Genomic DNA, 15,770 nt, shown 5'->3' on the forward strand with positions numbered 1-15,770 from the left:
ATAAGGCGGGGCCATCGGTCCTGCCAATTTCTGCATGGTGCGGTGTGATCAGCCATCCATCACTCGCGCTGGCAAAGCTTGCTGGATGTCTGGAAGAAAATGGTGGGCGACCCTGGAATCGAACCAGGCGTGCGTCTCCGCGAGGGAGTTACAGTCCCCTGCCACACCTTGCGGCCTGTCGCCCACTGTCAGGCGTTGCACCTGACGTGGAGGCGTGATTACTAGCGCTCTAAAGGAGCGTCAACAGGAAAATACTGCTTTGACGCAGGAAACCGAATTCGCGGCCCGGAGGCCAAAGAAATGAAGAAACCCAAGTGGGTCGTCGAAAAAGAACAGGCGCGCAAAGCTGCCGCATCCGAAACTGTTTGGCTGTTTGGTCTGCATGCGGTGCGGGATGCGCTGATGAACCCAAACCGCACAAAATTGCACCTGATTGTGACGCGGAATGCGCGGGACAAGCTGGTGGAAGCCATTGAATTTGCAGGTATTGAGCCCGAGATGGTTGATCCACGCAAATTTACCGCTCCGATTGACCCGGGGTCGGTTCATCAGGGCGCGGCCCTTGAGGTTAAGCCTTTGGAATGGGGTGGTCTGGCGGAAAACTGCATCGGGCGCGAACACCCGCGCGTCATTTTGTTAGACCGCGTAACCGACCCCCATAATGTCGGAGCGATTCTACGGTCAGCTGAGGTTCTTGGAGCCAGCGCTGTAGTCGGTATGCGCCATCACGCGGCGCCGGAAACTGGCGCGCTAGCCAAGACCGCCAGCGGCGCACTGGAACGTCAACCCTATTTGCGGGTGCGTAACCTGGCTGATGCCATTGTCGAGTTGCAGGGAATGGGGTTTCTGGTTCTAGGACTGGACGGCGAGGCGGACGACACGATCGAGGCCGCCTTGAGAGGTAACCCGGACCAGCCAGTGGCATTGGTGTTGGGCGCAGAGGGGCCGGGCCTGAGGCAAAAAACCAAAGAAACCGTCGACAAGTTGGTCAAAATTGACGCTGTGGGCGGGTTTGGTTCTCTCAATGTCTCAAATGCGGCGGCGATTGCCCTATATGCTTCTAGGCAAAGATAACGACAGGAGAACGTCATTTCCACGCCATCCAAAATTGCGACCTGCTGTTACTGTGGGACCCGGGCAGCGCTTGTTCTAAAAGGCACGCAGCGCCAAGAGCTCAGTTGTTCAAGCTGCGGTGCCCCGCTGCATAACCTCAAGATGATGCCAAAGCGCAAACTGGACGATGCCAAGGCGAACCGTCAAACAGCCAAGCAGGATCGTCCCTACAAAGGCAAAAAGAAGAAGAAAAAAGGCGTTTTCTCACGGGTGCTGGATGAAGCCTGGGATGTGATCGAGGACATTTTCGACTAAAGGCTGGCGTTGCCGGTTCGAATGTTCACAAGCGCGTTAAAAGGGGTTTCAGTTGCGATAATAAATTGCATCTTGATACCCTGAGTTTCTATTTGTGATCTGATGACCATGAACAGACGTTTCCTTTTTGGCGCGATTGCCGCCAGTGTGATTGCTCTTCCTGCGTTTGCGCAGGATCTGCCCGTCTTCTATCGGACGGACGGTGCAGCCATGGCCGGATATGATGCGGTGTCCTATTTCAATGGCGAAACACCTGTTCGGGGTCAGCCTGAATACGCGGTTATGTGGAAAGGCGCTGAATGGCACTTTGCCACCGCTGAGAATCGGGATGCGTTTGAGATGAATCCGCGTGCCTATGCACCTCAGTTCGGCGGGTACTGCGCCTTCGCAATGGCGCAAGGAGAGCTTGTCAGCACCGATCCGACTATTTGGCAGGTGATTGACGGTCGGCTGTATCTTACCCACTCGCCCGAAATCGAGCGCATCTGGCAGACCGATACCGCCGCCTATATCCGCGAGGCCGAAGCGCATTGGCCGAGCGTTCTGTACAAATAATCGGCCGGCGACCGCTTTTTTCTGATCTGTCATCACAAAATTGCGCGCTACCTCTTTTTTTCTCCGAACTCATGCTTAAATGTCACAGTGACCGCGGAACGGAACTGCCGCGGGTCATTTCACTGTCCCTCGTTCCAACAACTGGCGCTCAGGTATTCCTGGGCGCTTTTTTCTTTTGGAAAGGGCGACTAGGGTGCCCAAATGACTGAATATTCCGATGAATTCCTGACCCAGATTCTAAAGCGTACAAAAACCATTGCTGTGGCGGGCGTGTCGATGAATCCGGTGCGACCCAGCTATTATGTGGCGCGGTATTTGTCGCTTAAGGGATACAAAGTGATCCCTGTGAACCCCGGCCATGCGGGCAAGATGTTGTTTGGCCAGACAATCCGTGTGTCACTGTCCGAGATTTCCGAACCGGTAGACATGGTCGATATCTTCCGCCGGTCCGAAGCCGTCCCGCCCATTGTCGATGAGGCGTTAGAGGCGTTCCCCAATCTGCGCACAATCTGGATGCAGATCGGGATTGAGCATGCCACGGCCGCGGCCACAGCGCAGGCGCGTGGGGTGGATGTGGTAATGAACCGCTGTCCCAAGATCGAATATCAACGCCTGTTTGGTGAGTTGCGCATGGGTGGTTTTGCCACCGGAATGATTTCGTCGAAACTCTGAGCGGTTATTCACCGAGATATGGTTGCAGTTCGCCGAATTGTTCCAAACGCCGCTTTTCCAGAACCACTTCGCGCGGAACCCAGTCATAGCGCGTGTCTTGTTGTAAGGGCGTCCAGTACAGCACGCCGCCATAGCGCCAGGGGTCCAGGACAACACCGTCATACATTGTCTCGCCTTTGCGACTGATGATTGCCGTGCTGTGGTCGATCCGGAACGGGTTGTCGGCATTAGCGATGGCGCGGTGCATTTCCAGCGTCTGGAAGTTTTCCTGATCCAGCCGCCGTTCGATATCCTCGGCCCAGTGCCAACACAGTCCGCGCGGCTTCAGGCCCTTGTTGACTTTGGCATTGTGGATCAGTGGCGGGTCGGTGATCTGATATTCCTGAGCCAGTTGATCGGTGTAGGCATAGGCAATGCGCGCGGCGCGGTTGGCCTCTTCAGGGTCGATGTCAGGCCCGAGGTTGCGGATTTCAGACGCCAGGCGCTGAACTTCATCACTGGTGGACGGCGGGGCAATTGCGCAGGACCCCAGAACGGCTAGCGCCAGCCCAAATACCAAAGCTCTGATCATCTGCGCGCCCTTTGACCTGCGAACCTGTCAGGATCAGAATAATGGATCGACAACACCTGCGTCACCCCTTGGGTCGCGCGGCCTTTTCCGCGATGCCGCTGGTGCCCTGACGCCGGGCCAGTTCGGCCAGCACATCATCCAGCGCCACATCGCGCGCGGCCAGCATGACCAGCAGGTGATACAGTACATCCGCCGCCTCTGAGGTCAGCTTGGCCTGATCGCCCTTGACCGCCTCGATGATGGCCTCAACCGCCTCTTCGCCGAATTTCTCGGCGCATTTCTCGGGGCCTTTGGCCAACAGCTTGGCGGTCCAGCTGCCTTCAGGATCCGTCCCTTTGCGGGCCTCAATCGTTTGGGCCAGCTCGTGCAGAATGCTCATGTCAGCCTCATCGGGATGCCAGCGGCGGCCATGTGTTCCTTGGCCTCGTGGATGGTGAATTCGCCGAAGTGAAAGATCGATGCGGCAAGGACAGCGCTGGCACCGCCTTCGGTGACGCCTTCGACCAGATGATCCAGAGTTCCAACCCCGCCCGAGGCGATCACTGGTACATTCACAGCATCCGAAATGGCGCGTGTCAGCGGCAAGTTGAACCCGGCTTTGGTACCATCGCGATCCATCGAAGTCAGCAGAATTTCACCCGCGCCCTTGGCGACGACGGTTTTGGCGAACTCGACCGCGTCGATGCCAGTGGGCTTGCGTCCGCCATGAGTGAAAATTTCCCACTTGCCGGGGCTGACGGTTTTGGCGTCGATGGCACAGACGATGCACTGGCTGCCGAATTGATCGGCGGCTTGGGCGATCACATCCGGGTTTGCCACTGCCGCCGAGTTGAAGCTGACCTTGTCTGCACCCGCCAGCAAAAGAGCGCGCACGTCTTCCTTGGTCCGCACGCCGCCGCCAACGGTCAGGGGTACAAAGCACTGTTCCGCTGTGCGCTGCACCACATCGAACATGGTCCCGCGGTTTTCATGGGTGGCATGGATGTCCAGAAAGCAAATCTCGTCAGCGCCTGCCGCGTCATAGGCCTTGGCGGATTCCACCGGGTCACCCGCATCGCGCAGGCCAACAAAGTTAACACCTTTGACAACGCGGCCATCGGCGACATCCAGACAGGGTATGATACGGGTTTTCAGCATCTCTCGTCCTTTGTTGGCGCACCTCTAACGGCAAAGCCCCGCCGATGCCAGACTTGTGATTGTCACAACTCTGGAACCTGTGAAAACTGTCCCCAATTCATCAGGAGATCAATGAGATGCGTAGACTCTTTTTAGCAACCACTTTCATTTTCGCAGGAGCAGCTGCCGCAATGGCTGACGATATCATCAAGATGAAGACCGACAAATCGGTGACCCAGGCGCTGGACGCGCTTGAGACGGCGATTGGCAACGCGGGTGCAACGGTTTTTGCGCGGATCGACCACGCCGCCGGAGCTGAAAAGGTCGGAACGCCGATCCCGCCCAATCAGGTGCTGATTTTCGGCAATCCTGCGCTGGGTACGCCTGCAATGCAGATCGACCCCCGTGCCGGACTGTTCCTGCCGCTCAAGGTGCAAGCGTATGAAGATGCCGACGGTCAGGTTTGGCTGATCTATGAAGATCCAAAAGAGACGATGGATGAGTTCGACGCGGTTGAAAACTCTCCGATCATCGAGAAAATGCGCGGGGCGCTGGCAAAGCTGACTGCGGCTGCCGCGCAGTAAATCAGGTCAGGGCGCGAATGGCCTCTGCCAGGTCAATCGCGCCGTCATACAGCGCCCGGCCGGAAATCGCGCCGTTCAGTTCCACACCGCAATCACGCAGAGCAATCAGATCATCCAATGAGCTGACGCCGCCTGACGCGATCACCGGGATCGATACGGCACGGGCCAAGTCCGCGGTGGCCTCAATGTTAGGGCCCTGCATCGCGCCATCGCGGTTGATATCAGTATAGATGATTGCAGCAACGCCGGCATCCTCGAAGCTGCGCGCCAGATCAGTGACCTGCACATTCGTCTCTTCAGCCCAGCCTTTGGTCGCGACCATGCCGTTGCGGGCATCAATGCCAACGGCAACTTTGCCGGGAAAGGCTTTGGCCGCCTTGCGCACCAGATCCGGGTTCTCGACCGCGATTGTGCCCAGAATCACTCGGGCCAGACCTTTGTCGATCCAGGTTTCAATGGTGGCCATGTCGCGGATACCGCCGCCAAGCTGGGCGGGAACGTTGCATTCCTTCAGAATTGCCTCGACTGGGGCGGCGTTGACCGGCTCACCGGCAAAGGCACCGTTCAGGTCAACCAGATGTAGCCATTCGCACCCCGCGTCGACAAAGGCACGGGCCTGGGCGGCGGGGTCTTCATTGAACACGGTCGCTTTGTCCATTTCTCCGCGCAGCAGGCGCACGGCCTGTCCGTCTTTGAGGTCGATGGCAGGATAGAGGATCATGTTGTCAGGCCTTGAATCGCTGTTTTCCCGGCGGGATATCGCACAGGCAGGGCAGGGGATGCAACGCGACGCAAAGTCAATCTTGCCCCACGTCCACCAGCGCGCCAGACTGCTGGTCAAATAGGGAGGATTTTATGAAGAAAACAACTTTTGCAGCAGCCTTGGGGCTGGCATCTCTGATTTCGGGAGCGGCGATGGCCGACCCGGTTGATGGTCTTTGGAAAACCCAACCCGGAGACACCGGCGGATATCTGCATGTTTCGATCGCCGAATGCGGAAGCGCGATTTGCGGTACCATCGATACCGCTTTTGACAAAGACGGGAATGAACAGCTGGAATATGAAAATCTCGGCAAGCAGATCATCTGGGATATGGTGTCCGATGGCGACGGCACCTATGGCGGGGGCAAGATCTGGGCTCCGGACAGAGACAAGACCTACAGCTCGAAAATGACCCTGGACAGCCAGAACAAGCTGACCGTCAAAGGTTGTGTTGCGGGTGGATTGGTGTGTCGCGGGCAGGACTGGACACGGGTTCAGTAACCGCTCAGGGCGTCCAGGTCAGGAAATTCCCGATCATGCGCAGGCCCACATCCTGGCTTTTCTCAGGATGGAACTGCATCCCGACCATAGTGTCACGGCCAATTACGGCCGTGACGTCCTGACCGTAATCCACATATGCCAGACGCTGTGCGGGATCGCTGACCCGGAAATGGTATGAGTGGACGAAATAGGCGTGATCGCCTGATGTGACCCCGGCAAAGACAGGGTGTTCGCTTTCCAACACCAGATCGTTCCAACCCATATGCGGCACTTTCAGCGACCGGTCTGACGGCGCAATTTGCACCACATCCCCGGCAATCCAGTCCAACCCATCGGTTTCAGTGTACTCATGACCTTTCGAGGCCATCAGCTGCATACCCACGCAGATACCCAGAAATGGGCGGGCTTTCTGCTCGACCGCTTCGACCATCGCGTCATAGATACCCTTGTGCCCGCGCAGCTCGGCCGCGCAGGCAGGGAAAGCGCCGTCACCGGGCAGCACCAGCCGGTCGGCGCGTGCAACGACATCCGCGTCTGAAGTTACTACGACCTCGCCGGCGTCCAGTTCCCGCGCCATGCGCTGAAACGCCTTTTCAGCGGAATGCAGATTGCCGCTTTCATAGTCGACAATGGCGGTGAGCATTTACAACGCGCCCTTGGTCGACGGAATCGCATCTGCTTTGCGCGCATCGGTCTCAACCGCGTCGCGCAATGCGCGCGCGACAGCTTTGAACGCCGCTTCTGCGATGTGGTGGCTGTTGAACCCGTGCAACTGGTCGATATGCAGAGTGATGCCGCCATGAGTGGCCAGCGCCTGAAAGAACTCGCGCACCAGTTCAGTGTCGAAGGTGCCAATCTTGGGTGTCGGCAGGTCTACGTTCCAGATCAGAAACGGTCGCCCTGACAGATCCAGCGCACAGCGCACCTGTGCATCGTCCATCGGCAGGTGACATTCGCCATACCGCCGGATGCCCTTTTTGTCGCCCAAGGCCTGTGTCAACGCTTGCCCCAGTGCGATTCCGGTATCCTCGACCGTGTGGTGGTCGTCGATGTGGTAATCGCCCTTGGCGCGGATCGTCATGTCGATCAGAGAATGGCGCGCTAACTGATCCAGCATGTGGTCAAAGAAACCGACGCCGGTCTGATTGTCATACTGGCCAGTCCCATCCAGATTGACCTTGACCGTGATCTCGGTTTCGGCGGTCTGACGGCTGATCTTTGCGCTGCGCATGGGCGAATTCCTTTTACTACAGGCGTGCTTATAGACGGGGTAGGGCGGGTTGATCCAGACCATCCGTCGCAATCGCCGCAAACTGTTGCAGGGGATTGCGCCCGGGCGCAGCCCATGTCAGCCTGCGGCCAACTCAACCAACAAGGCTCGGCCCATGTCCACTTGTGTTTTCATCCAGATCCGCTGCAAACCTGGCACCACTTACAAGGTGGCTGAAGAGATCGCGTTGCGCGAAATCCACTCGGAGCTCTACTCTACCAGCGGCGAATATGACCTGCTGCTGAAGCTTTACATCCCCGAGGCCGAGGATGTGGGACATTTCATCAATGAAAATCTGCTGGTGATCTCGGGTATAGAACGCTCGCTGACCACAATGACGTTCAAGGCCTTCTAGCCCTGCTCAAACGTGGTCACGCGGAAGATTCGGTCCGGGTCGTGATTGGAGTACTTCGGCGCGGTGTCAAAGACGTTCTTACGCGCCGTCCGCGCGGCCAATGTGAAGGCGGCTTTGTTCGGTTGCGGCATATGAACATATACGCGGGTCATGCTTTTCAGCAGGCCGCGCCATAAGAAAACAGCGTTGAGTGAGAGGGTTTGTATCTGGAGCGGGCGAGGCGATTCGAACGCCCGACCCTAACCTTGGCAAGGTTATGCTCTACCCCTGAGCTACGCCCGCATCAGATACATATTTGGTCCGGAGACCTCTCAATGGAGCGGGCGAGGCGATTCGAACGCCCGACCCTAACCTTGGCAAGGTTATGCTCTACCCCTGAGCTACGCCCGCGCCGTTGAGTGAGGCGTGAAGTATTAATTCTGGCGGAAAGCTGCAAGGGGAAAAACGCGACTTTTGCAAAAAATCTTATCGTGCGGAGGAAATCCAGACAGACTTGACCTTGCGTAGCAGCAGCCCAGTTCAACTGGACCGGTCGAGATTCCGCGTTAAGCTTTGCCCAGAGCTTAGGAATATTAATAGACGGAGCCACCCATGCTGACAATTACACCGGTTTATGCGGCATTAGCCGCCTTTTTGTATCTGGCGCTGAGCCTTCGGGTCATTGGCCACCGACGGGGCGAAAAGGTTTCCTACGGGGATGGTGGCAAGGGGCAAATGATCAAGGCGATCCGGACTCATGGCAATTTCGCCGAATACGCGCCGTTTGCGCTGTTATTGATGGCAATGGTTGAATTGCAGGGCGCCAGCGGGTTGCTGTTGAACCTGTTGGGATTGGCCTTGCTGGGTGGTCGCCTGCTTCATGCATATGGGTTTGGCAGGTCTCCGCAGATCGTTATCCTCAGGCAAATCGGAATGCTGCTGACATTTGGTTCAATCCTCGTAGCTGCAATAGCCAATATTGTGTTGGCGGTGTGAGCGCGGTGGGTCGCTCACGCCGAAAAAGGCCACCGTTTTACCCAGATTCAATTATTAACTAACTGTCAACGTTGTCTCAGGTGCTTGATTTTGTGGTATCTGCTGCCACTGCTCAAGAAGGACAGGTGAATAATATGAAGCGGTTCTTGTTACTTTCGCGTGTAGTTGCACCTCATTTCTGCTGCTTGGCGCTGTAAGCTTTGTGGCAGTTGTTGCCGCACCTGATATGGCCATCGCCAAAAATGGTGGCGGCAAAGGCAATGGCGCTGGCAAAGGCAATGGCGGTGGAAATGGGAACGGCGCGGATAAGTCTGGCGACAAGTCCTCACAGGTGAAAGGTGGCAAGTCCTCGGGTAAAAAGGGGACGGGCAAAGGGTTGCTCGCCAGTCTTGGCCTAAAAAAGCAAAAAACTGCCAAAACGGGCGCTACGACTCAAAAGAAAAACGGGCTGGTCGCTTCGATTGGTAATCTGGTCAAGGGCAATAAGAAACCTGCCAAGATGACCAAAGTTACCACTGCTGTCGTTGATGAGAAGCCGGTTCACCCCAACAAGCACGGCAAATTGCATCGGAGCTTAAAGGTCTGAACGCGGCCCATGCCAGCCAAACGGCTCTCATGAATGCGTCCCCGAACAGTATGCCAGGAAAGCTGTACTCTTATCAGCAGAACATCCTTGGTCATACCGACGCGACGACAGATCTGCAGGATAAGAACGACGAACTGGAAGACCTGCAGGAACTGACCGCAGAAGAGATCGAAGAGGCCTATGAGCCGACCGAGGACGAGCTTGCCGAGGGCATCACCGCTCAGGACAAGTACGACGACGCGGTCGAAGCGGCTGAGCTGGCTGTAGAGGAGGCCGAGACAAACCTGGCCGGATTTTCTGACCCGCAAGAGGCTCTGGATACTCTGACCGGCGGTCGCGAGTTGTCTGACGACGCCCTGAACGAGCTGCACGACCTGCTGGGTCTGCCGGCGCTTGCGGATTATGATGTTTCTGATGATGAAACAGAAAAGGAATTGGTCGAAGATGAGGTTGAAGAAGAAACCGTAGACGGCTGAACCTTAACCCAATGAAATGGAAAAGGCGCGCCCCAGAGGCGCGCCTTTTTTGCTATTCCAGCTCGATCAGCAGGTCCTTGGCGTCAATTTGGCCGCCTGGCTGAACGTGGATGGCTTTGACTACGGCGTCCCTTTCGGCGTGAATGCCAGTCTCCATCTTCATGGCCTCGATGGTCAAAAGCATATCGCCTTCTTTGACCTCTTGTCCCGCAGTAACCGCAACGGTTGCCACGACACCCGGCATCGGTGCGCCGATATGTGCGAGGTTGCCGATTTCTGCTTTGGGTCGGGCCTGCGTGGTTGATGTCACCAAACGGTTTGGCACCCGGATCACACGGGGCTGACCGTTCAGTTCAAAGAACACTTTGACCTCACCATTTTCATCGGTTTCACCGATGGCCTGACAGCGAATTTCCAGAGTCTTGCCGGGATCGATTTCCGCGGCGATCTCTTCGCCGGGCTCCATTCCATAGAAGAATGTGCGCGTGGGCAGGGTGCGGACGGGGCCATAGATCCGATGGCGACCCATGTAATCAAGGAACACCTTGGGATACATCAGGTATCCGTTCAGATCCTCGTCGTCGACCTCTTTGCCGTCCAGTTGTTTGGATAGCTCGGCGCGCGTTTCCTCCAGATCGACCGGGGGTACGTCTTTGCCGGGGCGGTCAGTGTTGGGGCTTTCGCCCTTAAGCGCCTTGCTGATGATCGCATCAGGGAACCCGCCCGGAGGCTGCCCCAGATTGCCGCGCATCATGTCGATGACCGAATCCGGGAAGGCCACATCCGAGTCCGGGTTTTCGACATCGGCGCGCGTCAGCCCCTGGCTGACCATCATCAGCGCCATGTCGCCAACCACTTTTGACGAAGGCGTGACTTTGACGATATCGCCGAACATCTGGTTCACGTCCGCATACATCTGCGCCACTTCATGCCAACGCTCTTCCAGGCCAAGGCTGCGCGCCTGAGCCTTGAGGTTGGTGAACTGGCCACCGGGCATCTCGTGCAGATATACCTCGGATGCAGGGGCCTGCAGGCTAGATTCAAAGGCCGCATACTGGCCTCGGACCACCTCGAAATAGTCGCTGATTTCACGGATGGCCTTGATGTCCAGGCCGGTGTCGCGTTCCGTATGGCGCAGCGCTTCGACCACAGTGCCCAATGTCGCCTGAGAAGTGTTGCCACTGAAGCTGTCCATCGCGCAATCCACTGCGTCCACACCCGCCTCGGAGGCGGCCAGAATGGTGGCGCTGGCGATACCGGCAGTGTCGTGCGTGTGGAAGTGGATTGGCAACCCGACCTCTTCTTTCAGCGCACGGATCAAAATCTTGGCCGAGGCTGGTTTCAACAGGCCGGCCATGTCTTTCAGGCCCAGAATATGAGCCCCGGCATCGCGCAGCTCTTTCGCCATGCCAACATAGTATTTTAGGTCATATTTGGCACGGTTCGGGTCCAGAATATCGCCAGTATAGCAAACGGTGCCTTCACAGATTTTACCGTTCTCGACCACCGCATCCATTGCGACACGCATATTTTCGACCCAGTTGAGAGAGTCGAAGACGCGAAACACGTCGATATTTTCTGACGCCTGACGAACGAATTCCTGCACCACGTTGTCGGGGTAATTGGTGTATCCAACCCCGTTTGCACCGCGCAAAAGCATCTGGGTCATCAGGTTCGGCATCACCTCGCGCAGGTCACGCAGACGTTGCCACGGACATTCCTGCAAGAACCGATAAGCCACATCGAAAGTGGCGCCGCCCCAGCATTCGACGCTGAACAGCTGCGGCAGGTTGGCCGCATAGCTCGGGGCCACTTTGATCATGTCGATCGACCGCATCCGCGTCGCCAGCAGCGACTGGTGCCCGTCGCGCATCGTGGTGTCGGTGATCAGCAACTGGCGCTGAGCCTTCATCCAATCGGCCACCGCCTGCGGGCCCTTTTGTTCTAGCAGATTGCGGGTGCCCATCTGCGGTTCACTTTTCAGAGCCGGGGCCTTGGCCTCTTTCAGATCGGTACGCGGTTCGGGACGATCCTTGGTTTCGGGATGCCCATTCACGGTGATATCCGCAATATAGGTTAGAACCTTGGTGCCCCTGTCACGGCGTCGTTTAAAGGTGAACAGCTCGGGCGTCGTGTCAATGAACTTGGTGGTGTATTCATTCGACAGGAAGGTCGGGTGTTTCAGCAGGTTGATGACAAAGTCGATATTGGTGCTGACGCCACGAATACGGAACTCGCGCAGCGCTCGGTCCATTCGCGAAATCGCGGCCTGTGGCGTCGGGGCCCAGGCCGTGACCTTGGTCAGCAGCGAGTCGTAGTACCGCGTGATTACACCGCCCGCATAGGCCGTGCCGCCATCTAGGCGAATGCCCATGCCAGTAGCCGAGCGGTATGCGGTGATGCGACCGTAGTCGGGAATGAAGTTGTTCTGCGGGTCTTCGGTTGTGATCCGGGTCTGAAGGGCATGACCGTTCAGGTGCACATCCGCTTGGCTGGCGGCGCCGGTGGCTTCGGCCAACGATTTACCCTCGGCGATCAGGATCTGTGCCTGCACAATGTCGATACCTGTGACTTCTTCGGTGACGGTATGTTCCACCTGAACGCGCGGGTTCACCTCGATGAAGTAGAATTTGCTGGTTTCCATATCCATCAGGAACTCGACGGTGCCTGCGCATTCATAATTTACATGGGCGCAAATCTTGCGGCCCAGTTCGCAGATTTCCGCGCGTTGTTCTTCGCTGAGATACGGGGCAGGCGCGCGTTCCACGACTTTCTGATTACGGCGCTGGACCGAGCAGTCGCGCTCATACAGGTGGTAAATTTCGCCATGTTTGTCGCCCAGAATCTGCACCTCGACATGGCGGGCGCGGATAATCATTTTTTCCAAATAGCCCTCGCCATTGCCAAAGGCAGCCTCGGCTTCGCGGCGGCCTTCCAGGACCTTTTCTTCCAGTTCGTCCTCGGATTTTATTGGGCGCATGCCGCGGCCACCTCCGCCCCAGGATGCTTTGAGCATCAGGGGATATCCGATCTCTTTGGCTTGTGACCGGATCGCGTCCATATCGTCGCCCAGCACTTCGGTCGCAGGGATCACCGGAACTCCGGCGGCGATGGCCACGCGGCGGGCGCTGGCCTTGTCGCCCAAGGCGCGCATGGTTTCGGCCTTTGGTCCAATGAAGGTGATCCCGTTCTGGACGCAGGCATCCACGAAATCTGGGTTTTCCGACAACAAGCCATAGCCCGGGTGGATGGCATCCGCACCACATTCCTTGGCCACGCGAATAATCTCGTCAATGCTGAGGTAAGCGGCAACCGGCCCCATCCCCTCGCCGATGCGATAGGCCTCGTCCGCCTTGAAACGGTGCAAGCCAAGCTTGTCCTCTTCCGCATATACGGCGACTGTGCGTTTGCCCATCTCATTCGCTGCGCGCATCACGCGAATAGCAATCTCGCCGCGGTTGGCGATCAGGATCTTGTCGAAATGTGTCATATCAGGTCCCGGTCCTGTTTGTTTGGCGAACTTCTAGGCGAACAATACGCGCAGGTATATCGGTGATTTGGGTAGAACCGGCATGTTAACGCTCGCAAACGCCTCCTGTTGGTGAATGCTTGATAGCCTTGCTGCGCTGCGGCATCAAGACTGGTGAATTGCGGCGTGATTTGGCGTGTTCATTAAAGACTTTTTGGCCACGGTCGGCAGGTGCTTTCCCAAGTTTCGACACAGCAGGCAAGTTGCGCGCATGGTCGTGCCGGGTGCCGAGCCGATTGACTTCAAGAACGTTGGGAACGAAAGGCCTGACCGTGTCCGGTTATCGTGGATGTGCAGCCCCGAGAGGTTTTGGGCAGATCGTTTGCGTGCTGCTTGCCTCAAATTATTGCGTTACTTCTTTATCCAATCCTCTGAAAGATCACCGACCGTTTAAGAGTCTAGGGATTGTGCCGCTCAAAAGCGATAGGGCTGGCTAGGACGGTTGGCAAGATCGCGATGTGGCCAAGATCTTGGAGAAAGCTAACAAGTATAGAAGTGGCTACCTTGCCCGCGCAGTCAGGCGCCGGGTAACTGAAGTTTTTGCTAAGTATTAGCTAGAGCTTCACGCCGCCGCGACTGGGCCTGAAGTCCGAACCTTTTGGCCGTTGCTATCAGCGGACCCGGTTTCGGTTGGCGTTCCCTTGGCGACTTGCACCTGATTGCGCCCTTTGTCTTTTGCCATATATAGCGCGTCATCGGCGGCGCGCATCAAATCTTGCGGCATGGTGCCATGCGCCGGGTAATGCGATACACCAACCGAAATCGTTATTCGCGGAAGCGACTTGTCACCGTATCGGACCGAAACCGCTTCGACCGACTGCCGTAATTTCTCGGCACGGCTCACCGCGTCATCCGGGGTGTTGTCCGGCAAGATCAGCATGAATTCCTCACCACCGATGCGGCAGGCAATTTCATCCCGATCACAGCCCTGCTCCAATGCGGCACCGACCGCGCGCAAGACCATGTCGCCTGCATCATGGCCATGGGTATCGTTGAACTTTTTGAAGTGGTCCACATCAACGGCGATCAGGCTAAGCGGTACACCGGTCTGCTGACTGCGCGAAATGGATTTGCGTAGGGTTTCTGTCATATGGCGACGGTTGAACAGCCCGGTTAGCGGATCGCGCACGGATTGGTCGTGCAGTTGATCGCGCATCCTGACATTCGCGATGGCCATGCTGATCTGTTCGGCACAGAGTTGCGCCAGCTTCCTGCTGACATGGAACTCTTCTTCGCGATCTTCAAACGCGCGCAGATGCAGCAAGCCCACCGTTTCGCCATGTGCCAGAATCGGAAAGCAGAAATACGGACGCCCGTCATGCGGCTCTGCGTGTTCGCAGATGAAATCAATCTCGGAGGCGCCGAATTCATAGGTGCGACCCCGTCGCAAGCCCCAACACCCCTCAGGGTGGATATGTGCCTTATGGGTGCCGCCGTTCCAACTGGCGCAGCCATCAAGCACATCGCGCGAGTTCGAGTAGACGTAAACGCTGCCCTCTGCTTCGGGCAGGATATGGGTCATAAAACGTGAGACCATGTCGAACAGCTCATCCAGAGAACGGCTGGATTGCAGCCACTCGTTCAGCTCCCCTAGCAGCCGCACCTCACGCGCCAGCCGCAACTGGTCAGCCATCAGATCACGCTCTTTCTCGGATTGTTTGTGCAAAGAGCGCAGTTGCGCCCGGTTGGTCCTGTAGGTCACCAATGACACCATCGCCAGCGCCAACAGGGCCACACCGCTTAGAACGATCAGCGAAATTCTCAGCCGGGTTATGAAGGTCGCCCGCAAATCCGAGATATCGGTAAAAAACTCTATCGCACCGATGAAGCGACCGTTTTTTGTAACCGGCATAAAGACTTTGACTATGTGATGCGCACTGGAGTTCTGAATGTTGCCTGTGTGCAAGTCCAGGCCGTCAATCTCGGATAGGGGCACAACCTCTTGTAAATAGTACACCATTCCCCGGGCAACATCGGCGCGAAAGAACGCGCTGTCTTCGCGCAGGCCGACCTCACCTTGACGAGTGGACCAGACCACGCGTCCACTCGTGTCGAACAACCTGAACCGGTAGACATCCGATGCTTCGGGCATCGACGTCAGAAACTCTGCATCATGCCCATCTATATGGCCGGTTCGCAGCGTTGTTTCGGGGTCTTCAAGGTGCAAAACAACCCTGCGTTTCCACAATTCTGACTGTTTGAGGATATCTGTCCGCAGCATCCGTTCCACCAAGGGCGAAGGAAGCCGATAGACACCCCAACCCGCACCAATGGCGAGGCTGATCAGCAATAGGGTTATCCCGGTCCATTTGAGTCGATGATTGATCGTCCCCCGCTCAGCCAATGCCATATCCATATGCTCCCAAACCTTTGAGCCAAGCATCTGACCTAAGGCTTTACAGAGAGTTAATGGCATCAGTCGAACGCCGCTTCATTTGGTTGGAATTGAA

At 56.8% G+C, this 15,770-nt stretch carries 19 protein-coding genes and 3 tRNA genes; 10 read left to right on the top strand and 12 right to left on the bottom strand.

Annotation, left to right across the window (positions count from 1 at the left end):
• Nucleotides 1–100 precede the first annotated feature (100 nt).
• Nucleotides 101–184 (bottom strand) — tRNA-Tyr (locus AC2FLB_RS05035).
• A gap of 116 nt (nt 185–300) precedes the next feature.
• On the opposite strand from AC2FLB_RS05035, the gene rlmB reads away from it, so the two are divergent.
• From rlmB to AC2FLB_RS05055, 4 genes are all read left to right on the top strand, one after another.
• Entirely contained in the window at nt 301–1,074 is a 774-nt protein-coding gene (rlmB, locus tag AC2FLB_RS05040) for a 23S rRNA (guanosine(2251)-2'-O)-methyltransferase RlmB (protein ID WP_271949501.1), read from the top strand.
• Between the two features lie 15 nt (nt 1,075–1,089).
• Nucleotides 1,090–1,368: a hypothetical protein gene (locus AC2FLB_RS05045; RefSeq protein WP_142636860.1), complete on the top strand. Its 279-nt coding sequence runs from the start codon at nt 1,090–1,092 to the stop codon at nt 1,366–1,368.
• Between the two features lie 108 nt (nt 1,369–1,476).
• A complete protein-coding gene (locus tag AC2FLB_RS05050; RefSeq protein WP_496690920.1) occupies nt 1,477–1,923 on the top strand; it encodes a YHS domain-containing (seleno)protein in 447 nt (148 codons plus the stop codon).
• 201 nt (nt 1,924–2,124) lie between these two features.
• Nucleotides 2,125–2,595, top strand: a complete 471-nt coding sequence (locus AC2FLB_RS05055; RefSeq protein ID WP_496690919.1) for a CoA-binding protein — start codon at nt 2,125–2,127, stop codon at nt 2,593–2,595.
• Between the two features lie 4 nt (nt 2,596–2,599).
• Here the strand turns inward: AC2FLB_RS05055 and AC2FLB_RS05060 are convergent, their stop codons facing one another.
• The 3 genes from AC2FLB_RS05060 to hisF form a co-directional block, all read right to left on the bottom strand.
• Entirely contained in the window at nt 2,600–3,166 is a 567-nt protein-coding gene (locus AC2FLB_RS05060) for a hypothetical protein (RefSeq protein WP_496706555.1), read from the bottom strand.
• Nucleotides 3,167–3,227: 61 nt separating this feature from the next.
• Nucleotides 3,228–3,545, bottom strand: a complete 318-nt coding sequence (locus AC2FLB_RS05065) for a phosphoribosyl-ATP diphosphatase (protein ID WP_142636868.1) — start codon at nt 3,543–3,545, stop codon at nt 3,228–3,230.
• The gene (gene hisF, locus AC2FLB_RS05070; protein ID WP_496708762.1) at nt 3,542–4,303 is read right to left on the bottom strand and encodes an imidazole glycerol phosphate synthase subunit HisF; all 762 of its coding nucleotides are present in this window, start codon (nt 4,301–4,303) and stop codon (nt 3,542–3,544) included. The genes AC2FLB_RS05065 and hisF overlap by 4 nt, the downstream gene beginning before the upstream one ends.
• 170 nt (nt 4,304–4,473) lie before the next feature.
• Between hisF and AC2FLB_RS05075 the strand changes: the two genes are divergently transcribed.
• Complete coding sequence (locus AC2FLB_RS05075; RefSeq protein WP_496690916.1) at nt 4,474–4,866, top strand: DUF302 domain-containing protein; 393 nt, start codon at nt 4,474–4,476, stop codon at nt 4,864–4,866.
• Nucleotide 4,867: 1 nt separating this feature from the next.
• Here AC2FLB_RS05075 and hisA read toward each other — a convergent pair whose 3' ends face one another.
• Nucleotides 4,868–5,587, bottom strand: coding sequence for a 1-(5-phosphoribosyl)-5-[(5-phosphoribosylamino)methylideneamino]imidazole-4-carboxamide isomerase (gene hisA / locus AC2FLB_RS05080; protein WP_496690915.1), 720 nt, complete (start codon nt 5,585–5,587; stop codon nt 4,868–4,870).
• A gap of 134 nt (nt 5,588–5,721) precedes the next feature.
• On the opposite strand from hisA, the gene AC2FLB_RS05085 reads away from it, so the two are divergent.
• Complete coding sequence (locus tag AC2FLB_RS05085) at nt 5,722–6,129, top strand: DUF2147 domain-containing protein (RefSeq protein ID WP_496701638.1); 408 nt, start codon at nt 5,722–5,724, stop codon at nt 6,127–6,129.
• A 4-nt stretch (nt 6,130–6,133) separates the two neighbouring features.
• Here the strand turns inward: AC2FLB_RS05085 and hisH are convergent, their stop codons facing one another.
• Together hisH and hisB are read right to left on the bottom strand one after the other, a co-directional pair.
• Entirely contained in the window at nt 6,134–6,772 is a 639-nt protein-coding gene (gene hisH / locus AC2FLB_RS05090; RefSeq protein ID WP_496708763.1) for an imidazole glycerol phosphate synthase subunit HisH, read from the bottom strand.
• Nucleotides 6,773–7,360, bottom strand: a complete 588-nt coding sequence (hisB, locus tag AC2FLB_RS05095) for an imidazoleglycerol-phosphate dehydratase HisB (protein WP_496708764.1) — start codon at nt 7,358–7,360, stop codon at nt 6,773–6,775. It abuts the gene before it with no gap.
• A 154-nt stretch (nt 7,361–7,514) separates the two neighbouring features.
• Here hisB and AC2FLB_RS05100 point away from each other — a divergent pair, with 154 nt between their 5' ends.
• The gene (locus AC2FLB_RS05100) at nt 7,515–7,754 is read left to right on the top strand and encodes an Lrp/AsnC family transcriptional regulator (protein ID WP_142636899.1); all 240 of its coding nucleotides are present in this window, start codon (nt 7,515–7,517) and stop codon (nt 7,752–7,754) included.
• Here AC2FLB_RS05100 and AC2FLB_RS05105 read toward each other — a convergent pair.
• The 3 genes from AC2FLB_RS05105 to AC2FLB_RS05115 form a co-directional block, all read right to left on the bottom strand.
• Nucleotides 7,751–7,906: a hypothetical protein gene (locus AC2FLB_RS05105; RefSeq protein ID WP_496690911.1), complete on the bottom strand. Its 156-nt coding sequence runs from the start codon at nt 7,904–7,906 to the stop codon at nt 7,751–7,753. The two genes, AC2FLB_RS05100 and AC2FLB_RS05105, sit on opposite strands and share 4 nt — an antisense overlap.
• A 55-nt stretch (nt 7,907–7,961) precedes the next feature.
• Nucleotides 7,962–8,036 (bottom strand) — tRNA-Gly (locus AC2FLB_RS05110).
• Nucleotides 8,037–8,069: 33 nt separating this feature from the next.
• Nucleotides 8,070–8,144: transfer RNA gene (locus AC2FLB_RS05115), tRNA-Gly, on the bottom strand.
• 201 nt (nt 8,145–8,345) lie between these two features.
• Here AC2FLB_RS05115 and AC2FLB_RS05120 point away from each other — a divergent pair.
• From AC2FLB_RS05120 to AC2FLB_RS05130, 3 genes are all read left to right on the top strand, one after another.
• Nucleotides 8,346–8,729 carry an MAPEG family protein gene (locus AC2FLB_RS05120; RefSeq protein ID WP_496690910.1) on the top strand — a complete coding sequence of 128 codons (384 nt, stop codon included), beginning with the start codon at nt 8,346–8,348 and terminating at the stop codon, nt 8,727–8,729.
• A 202-nt stretch (nt 8,730–8,931) separates the two neighbouring features.
• Nucleotides 8,932–9,315 (top strand): hypothetical protein, encoded by a 384-nt coding sequence (locus tag AC2FLB_RS05125; RefSeq protein WP_496708765.1) that lies wholly within the window; start codon nt 8,932–8,934, stop codon nt 9,313–9,315.
• Nucleotides 9,316–9,365: 50 nt separating this feature from the next.
• Entirely contained in the window at nt 9,366–9,791 is a 426-nt protein-coding gene (locus AC2FLB_RS05130) for a hypothetical protein (RefSeq protein WP_496708766.1), read from the top strand.
• Between the two features lie 52 nt (nt 9,792–9,843).
• Here AC2FLB_RS05130 and AC2FLB_RS05135 read toward each other — a convergent pair whose 3' ends face one another.
• Entirely contained in the window at nt 9,844–13,281 is a 3,438-nt protein-coding gene (locus AC2FLB_RS05135) for a pyruvate carboxylase (protein WP_496708767.1), read from the bottom strand.
• A 601-nt stretch (nt 13,282–13,882) separates the two neighbouring features.
• The gene (locus tag AC2FLB_RS05140; protein WP_496708838.1) at nt 13,883–15,670 is read right to left on the bottom strand and encodes a sensor domain-containing diguanylate cyclase; all 1,788 of its coding nucleotides are present in this window, start codon (nt 15,668–15,670) and stop codon (nt 13,883–13,885) included.
• Nucleotides 15,671–15,770: the final 100 nt, after the last annotated feature.

Source organism: Ruegeria sp. CDSA236 (assembly GCF_059611285.1).

Excerpts from the sequence above, each read along its gene's own strand:
- AC2FLB_RS05105 (WP_496690911.1), bottom strand. The coding sequence starts at position 7,906 with ATGACCCGCGTATATGTTCATATGCCGCAACCGAACAAAGCCGCCTTC.
- hisB (WP_496708764.1), bottom strand. The coding sequence starts at position 7,360 with ATGCGCAGCGCAAAGATCAGCCGTCAGACCGCCGAAACCGAGATCACG.
- hisF (WP_496708762.1), bottom strand. The coding sequence starts at position 4,303 with ATGCTGAAAACCCGTATCATACCCTGTCTGGATGTCGCCGATGGCCGC.
- AC2FLB_RS05060 (WP_496706555.1), bottom strand. The coding sequence starts at position 3,166 with ATGATCAGAGCTTTGGTATTTGGGCTGGCGCTAGCCGTTCTGGGGTCC.
- rlmB (WP_271949501.1), top strand. The coding sequence starts at position 301 with ATGAAGAAACCCAAGTGGGTCGTCGAAAAAGAACAGGCGCGCAAAGCT.
- AC2FLB_RS05135 (WP_496708767.1), bottom strand. The coding sequence starts at position 13,281 with ATGACACATTTCGACAAGATCCTGATCGCCAACCGCGGCGAGATTGCT.
- AC2FLB_RS05055 (WP_496690919.1), top strand. The coding sequence starts at position 2,125 with ATGACTGAATATTCCGATGAATTCCTGACCCAGATTCTAAAGCGTACA.
- hisH (WP_496708763.1), bottom strand. The coding sequence starts at position 6,772 with ATGCTCACCGCCATTGTCGACTATGAAAGCGGCAATCTGCATTCCGCT.
- AC2FLB_RS05120 (WP_496690910.1), top strand. The coding sequence starts at position 8,346 with ATGCTGACAATTACACCGGTTTATGCGGCATTAGCCGCCTTTTTGTAT.
- AC2FLB_RS05075 (WP_496690916.1), top strand. The coding sequence starts at position 4,474 with ATGGCTGACGATATCATCAAGATGAAGACCGACAAATCGGTGACCCAG.
- AC2FLB_RS05100 (WP_142636899.1), top strand. The coding sequence starts at position 7,515 with ATGTCCACTTGTGTTTTCATCCAGATCCGCTGCAAACCTGGCACCACT.
- AC2FLB_RS05140 (WP_496708838.1), bottom strand. The coding sequence starts at position 15,670 with ATGGCATTGGCTGAGCGGGGGACGATCAATCATCGACTCAAATGGACC.
- AC2FLB_RS05085 (WP_496701638.1), top strand. The coding sequence starts at position 5,722 with ATGAAGAAAACAACTTTTGCAGCAGCCTTGGGGCTGGCATCTCTGATT.
- hisA (WP_496690915.1), bottom strand. The coding sequence starts at position 5,587 with ATGATCCTCTATCCTGCCATCGACCTCAAAGACGGACAGGCCGTGCGC.
- AC2FLB_RS05065 (WP_142636868.1), bottom strand. The coding sequence starts at position 3,545 with ATGAGCATTCTGCACGAGCTGGCCCAAACGATTGAGGCCCGCAAAGGG.
- AC2FLB_RS05050 (WP_496690920.1), top strand. The coding sequence starts at position 1,477 with ATGAACAGACGTTTCCTTTTTGGCGCGATTGCCGCCAGTGTGATTGCT.
- AC2FLB_RS05130 (WP_496708766.1), top strand. The coding sequence starts at position 9,366 with ATGCCAGGAAAGCTGTACTCTTATCAGCAGAACATCCTTGGTCATACC.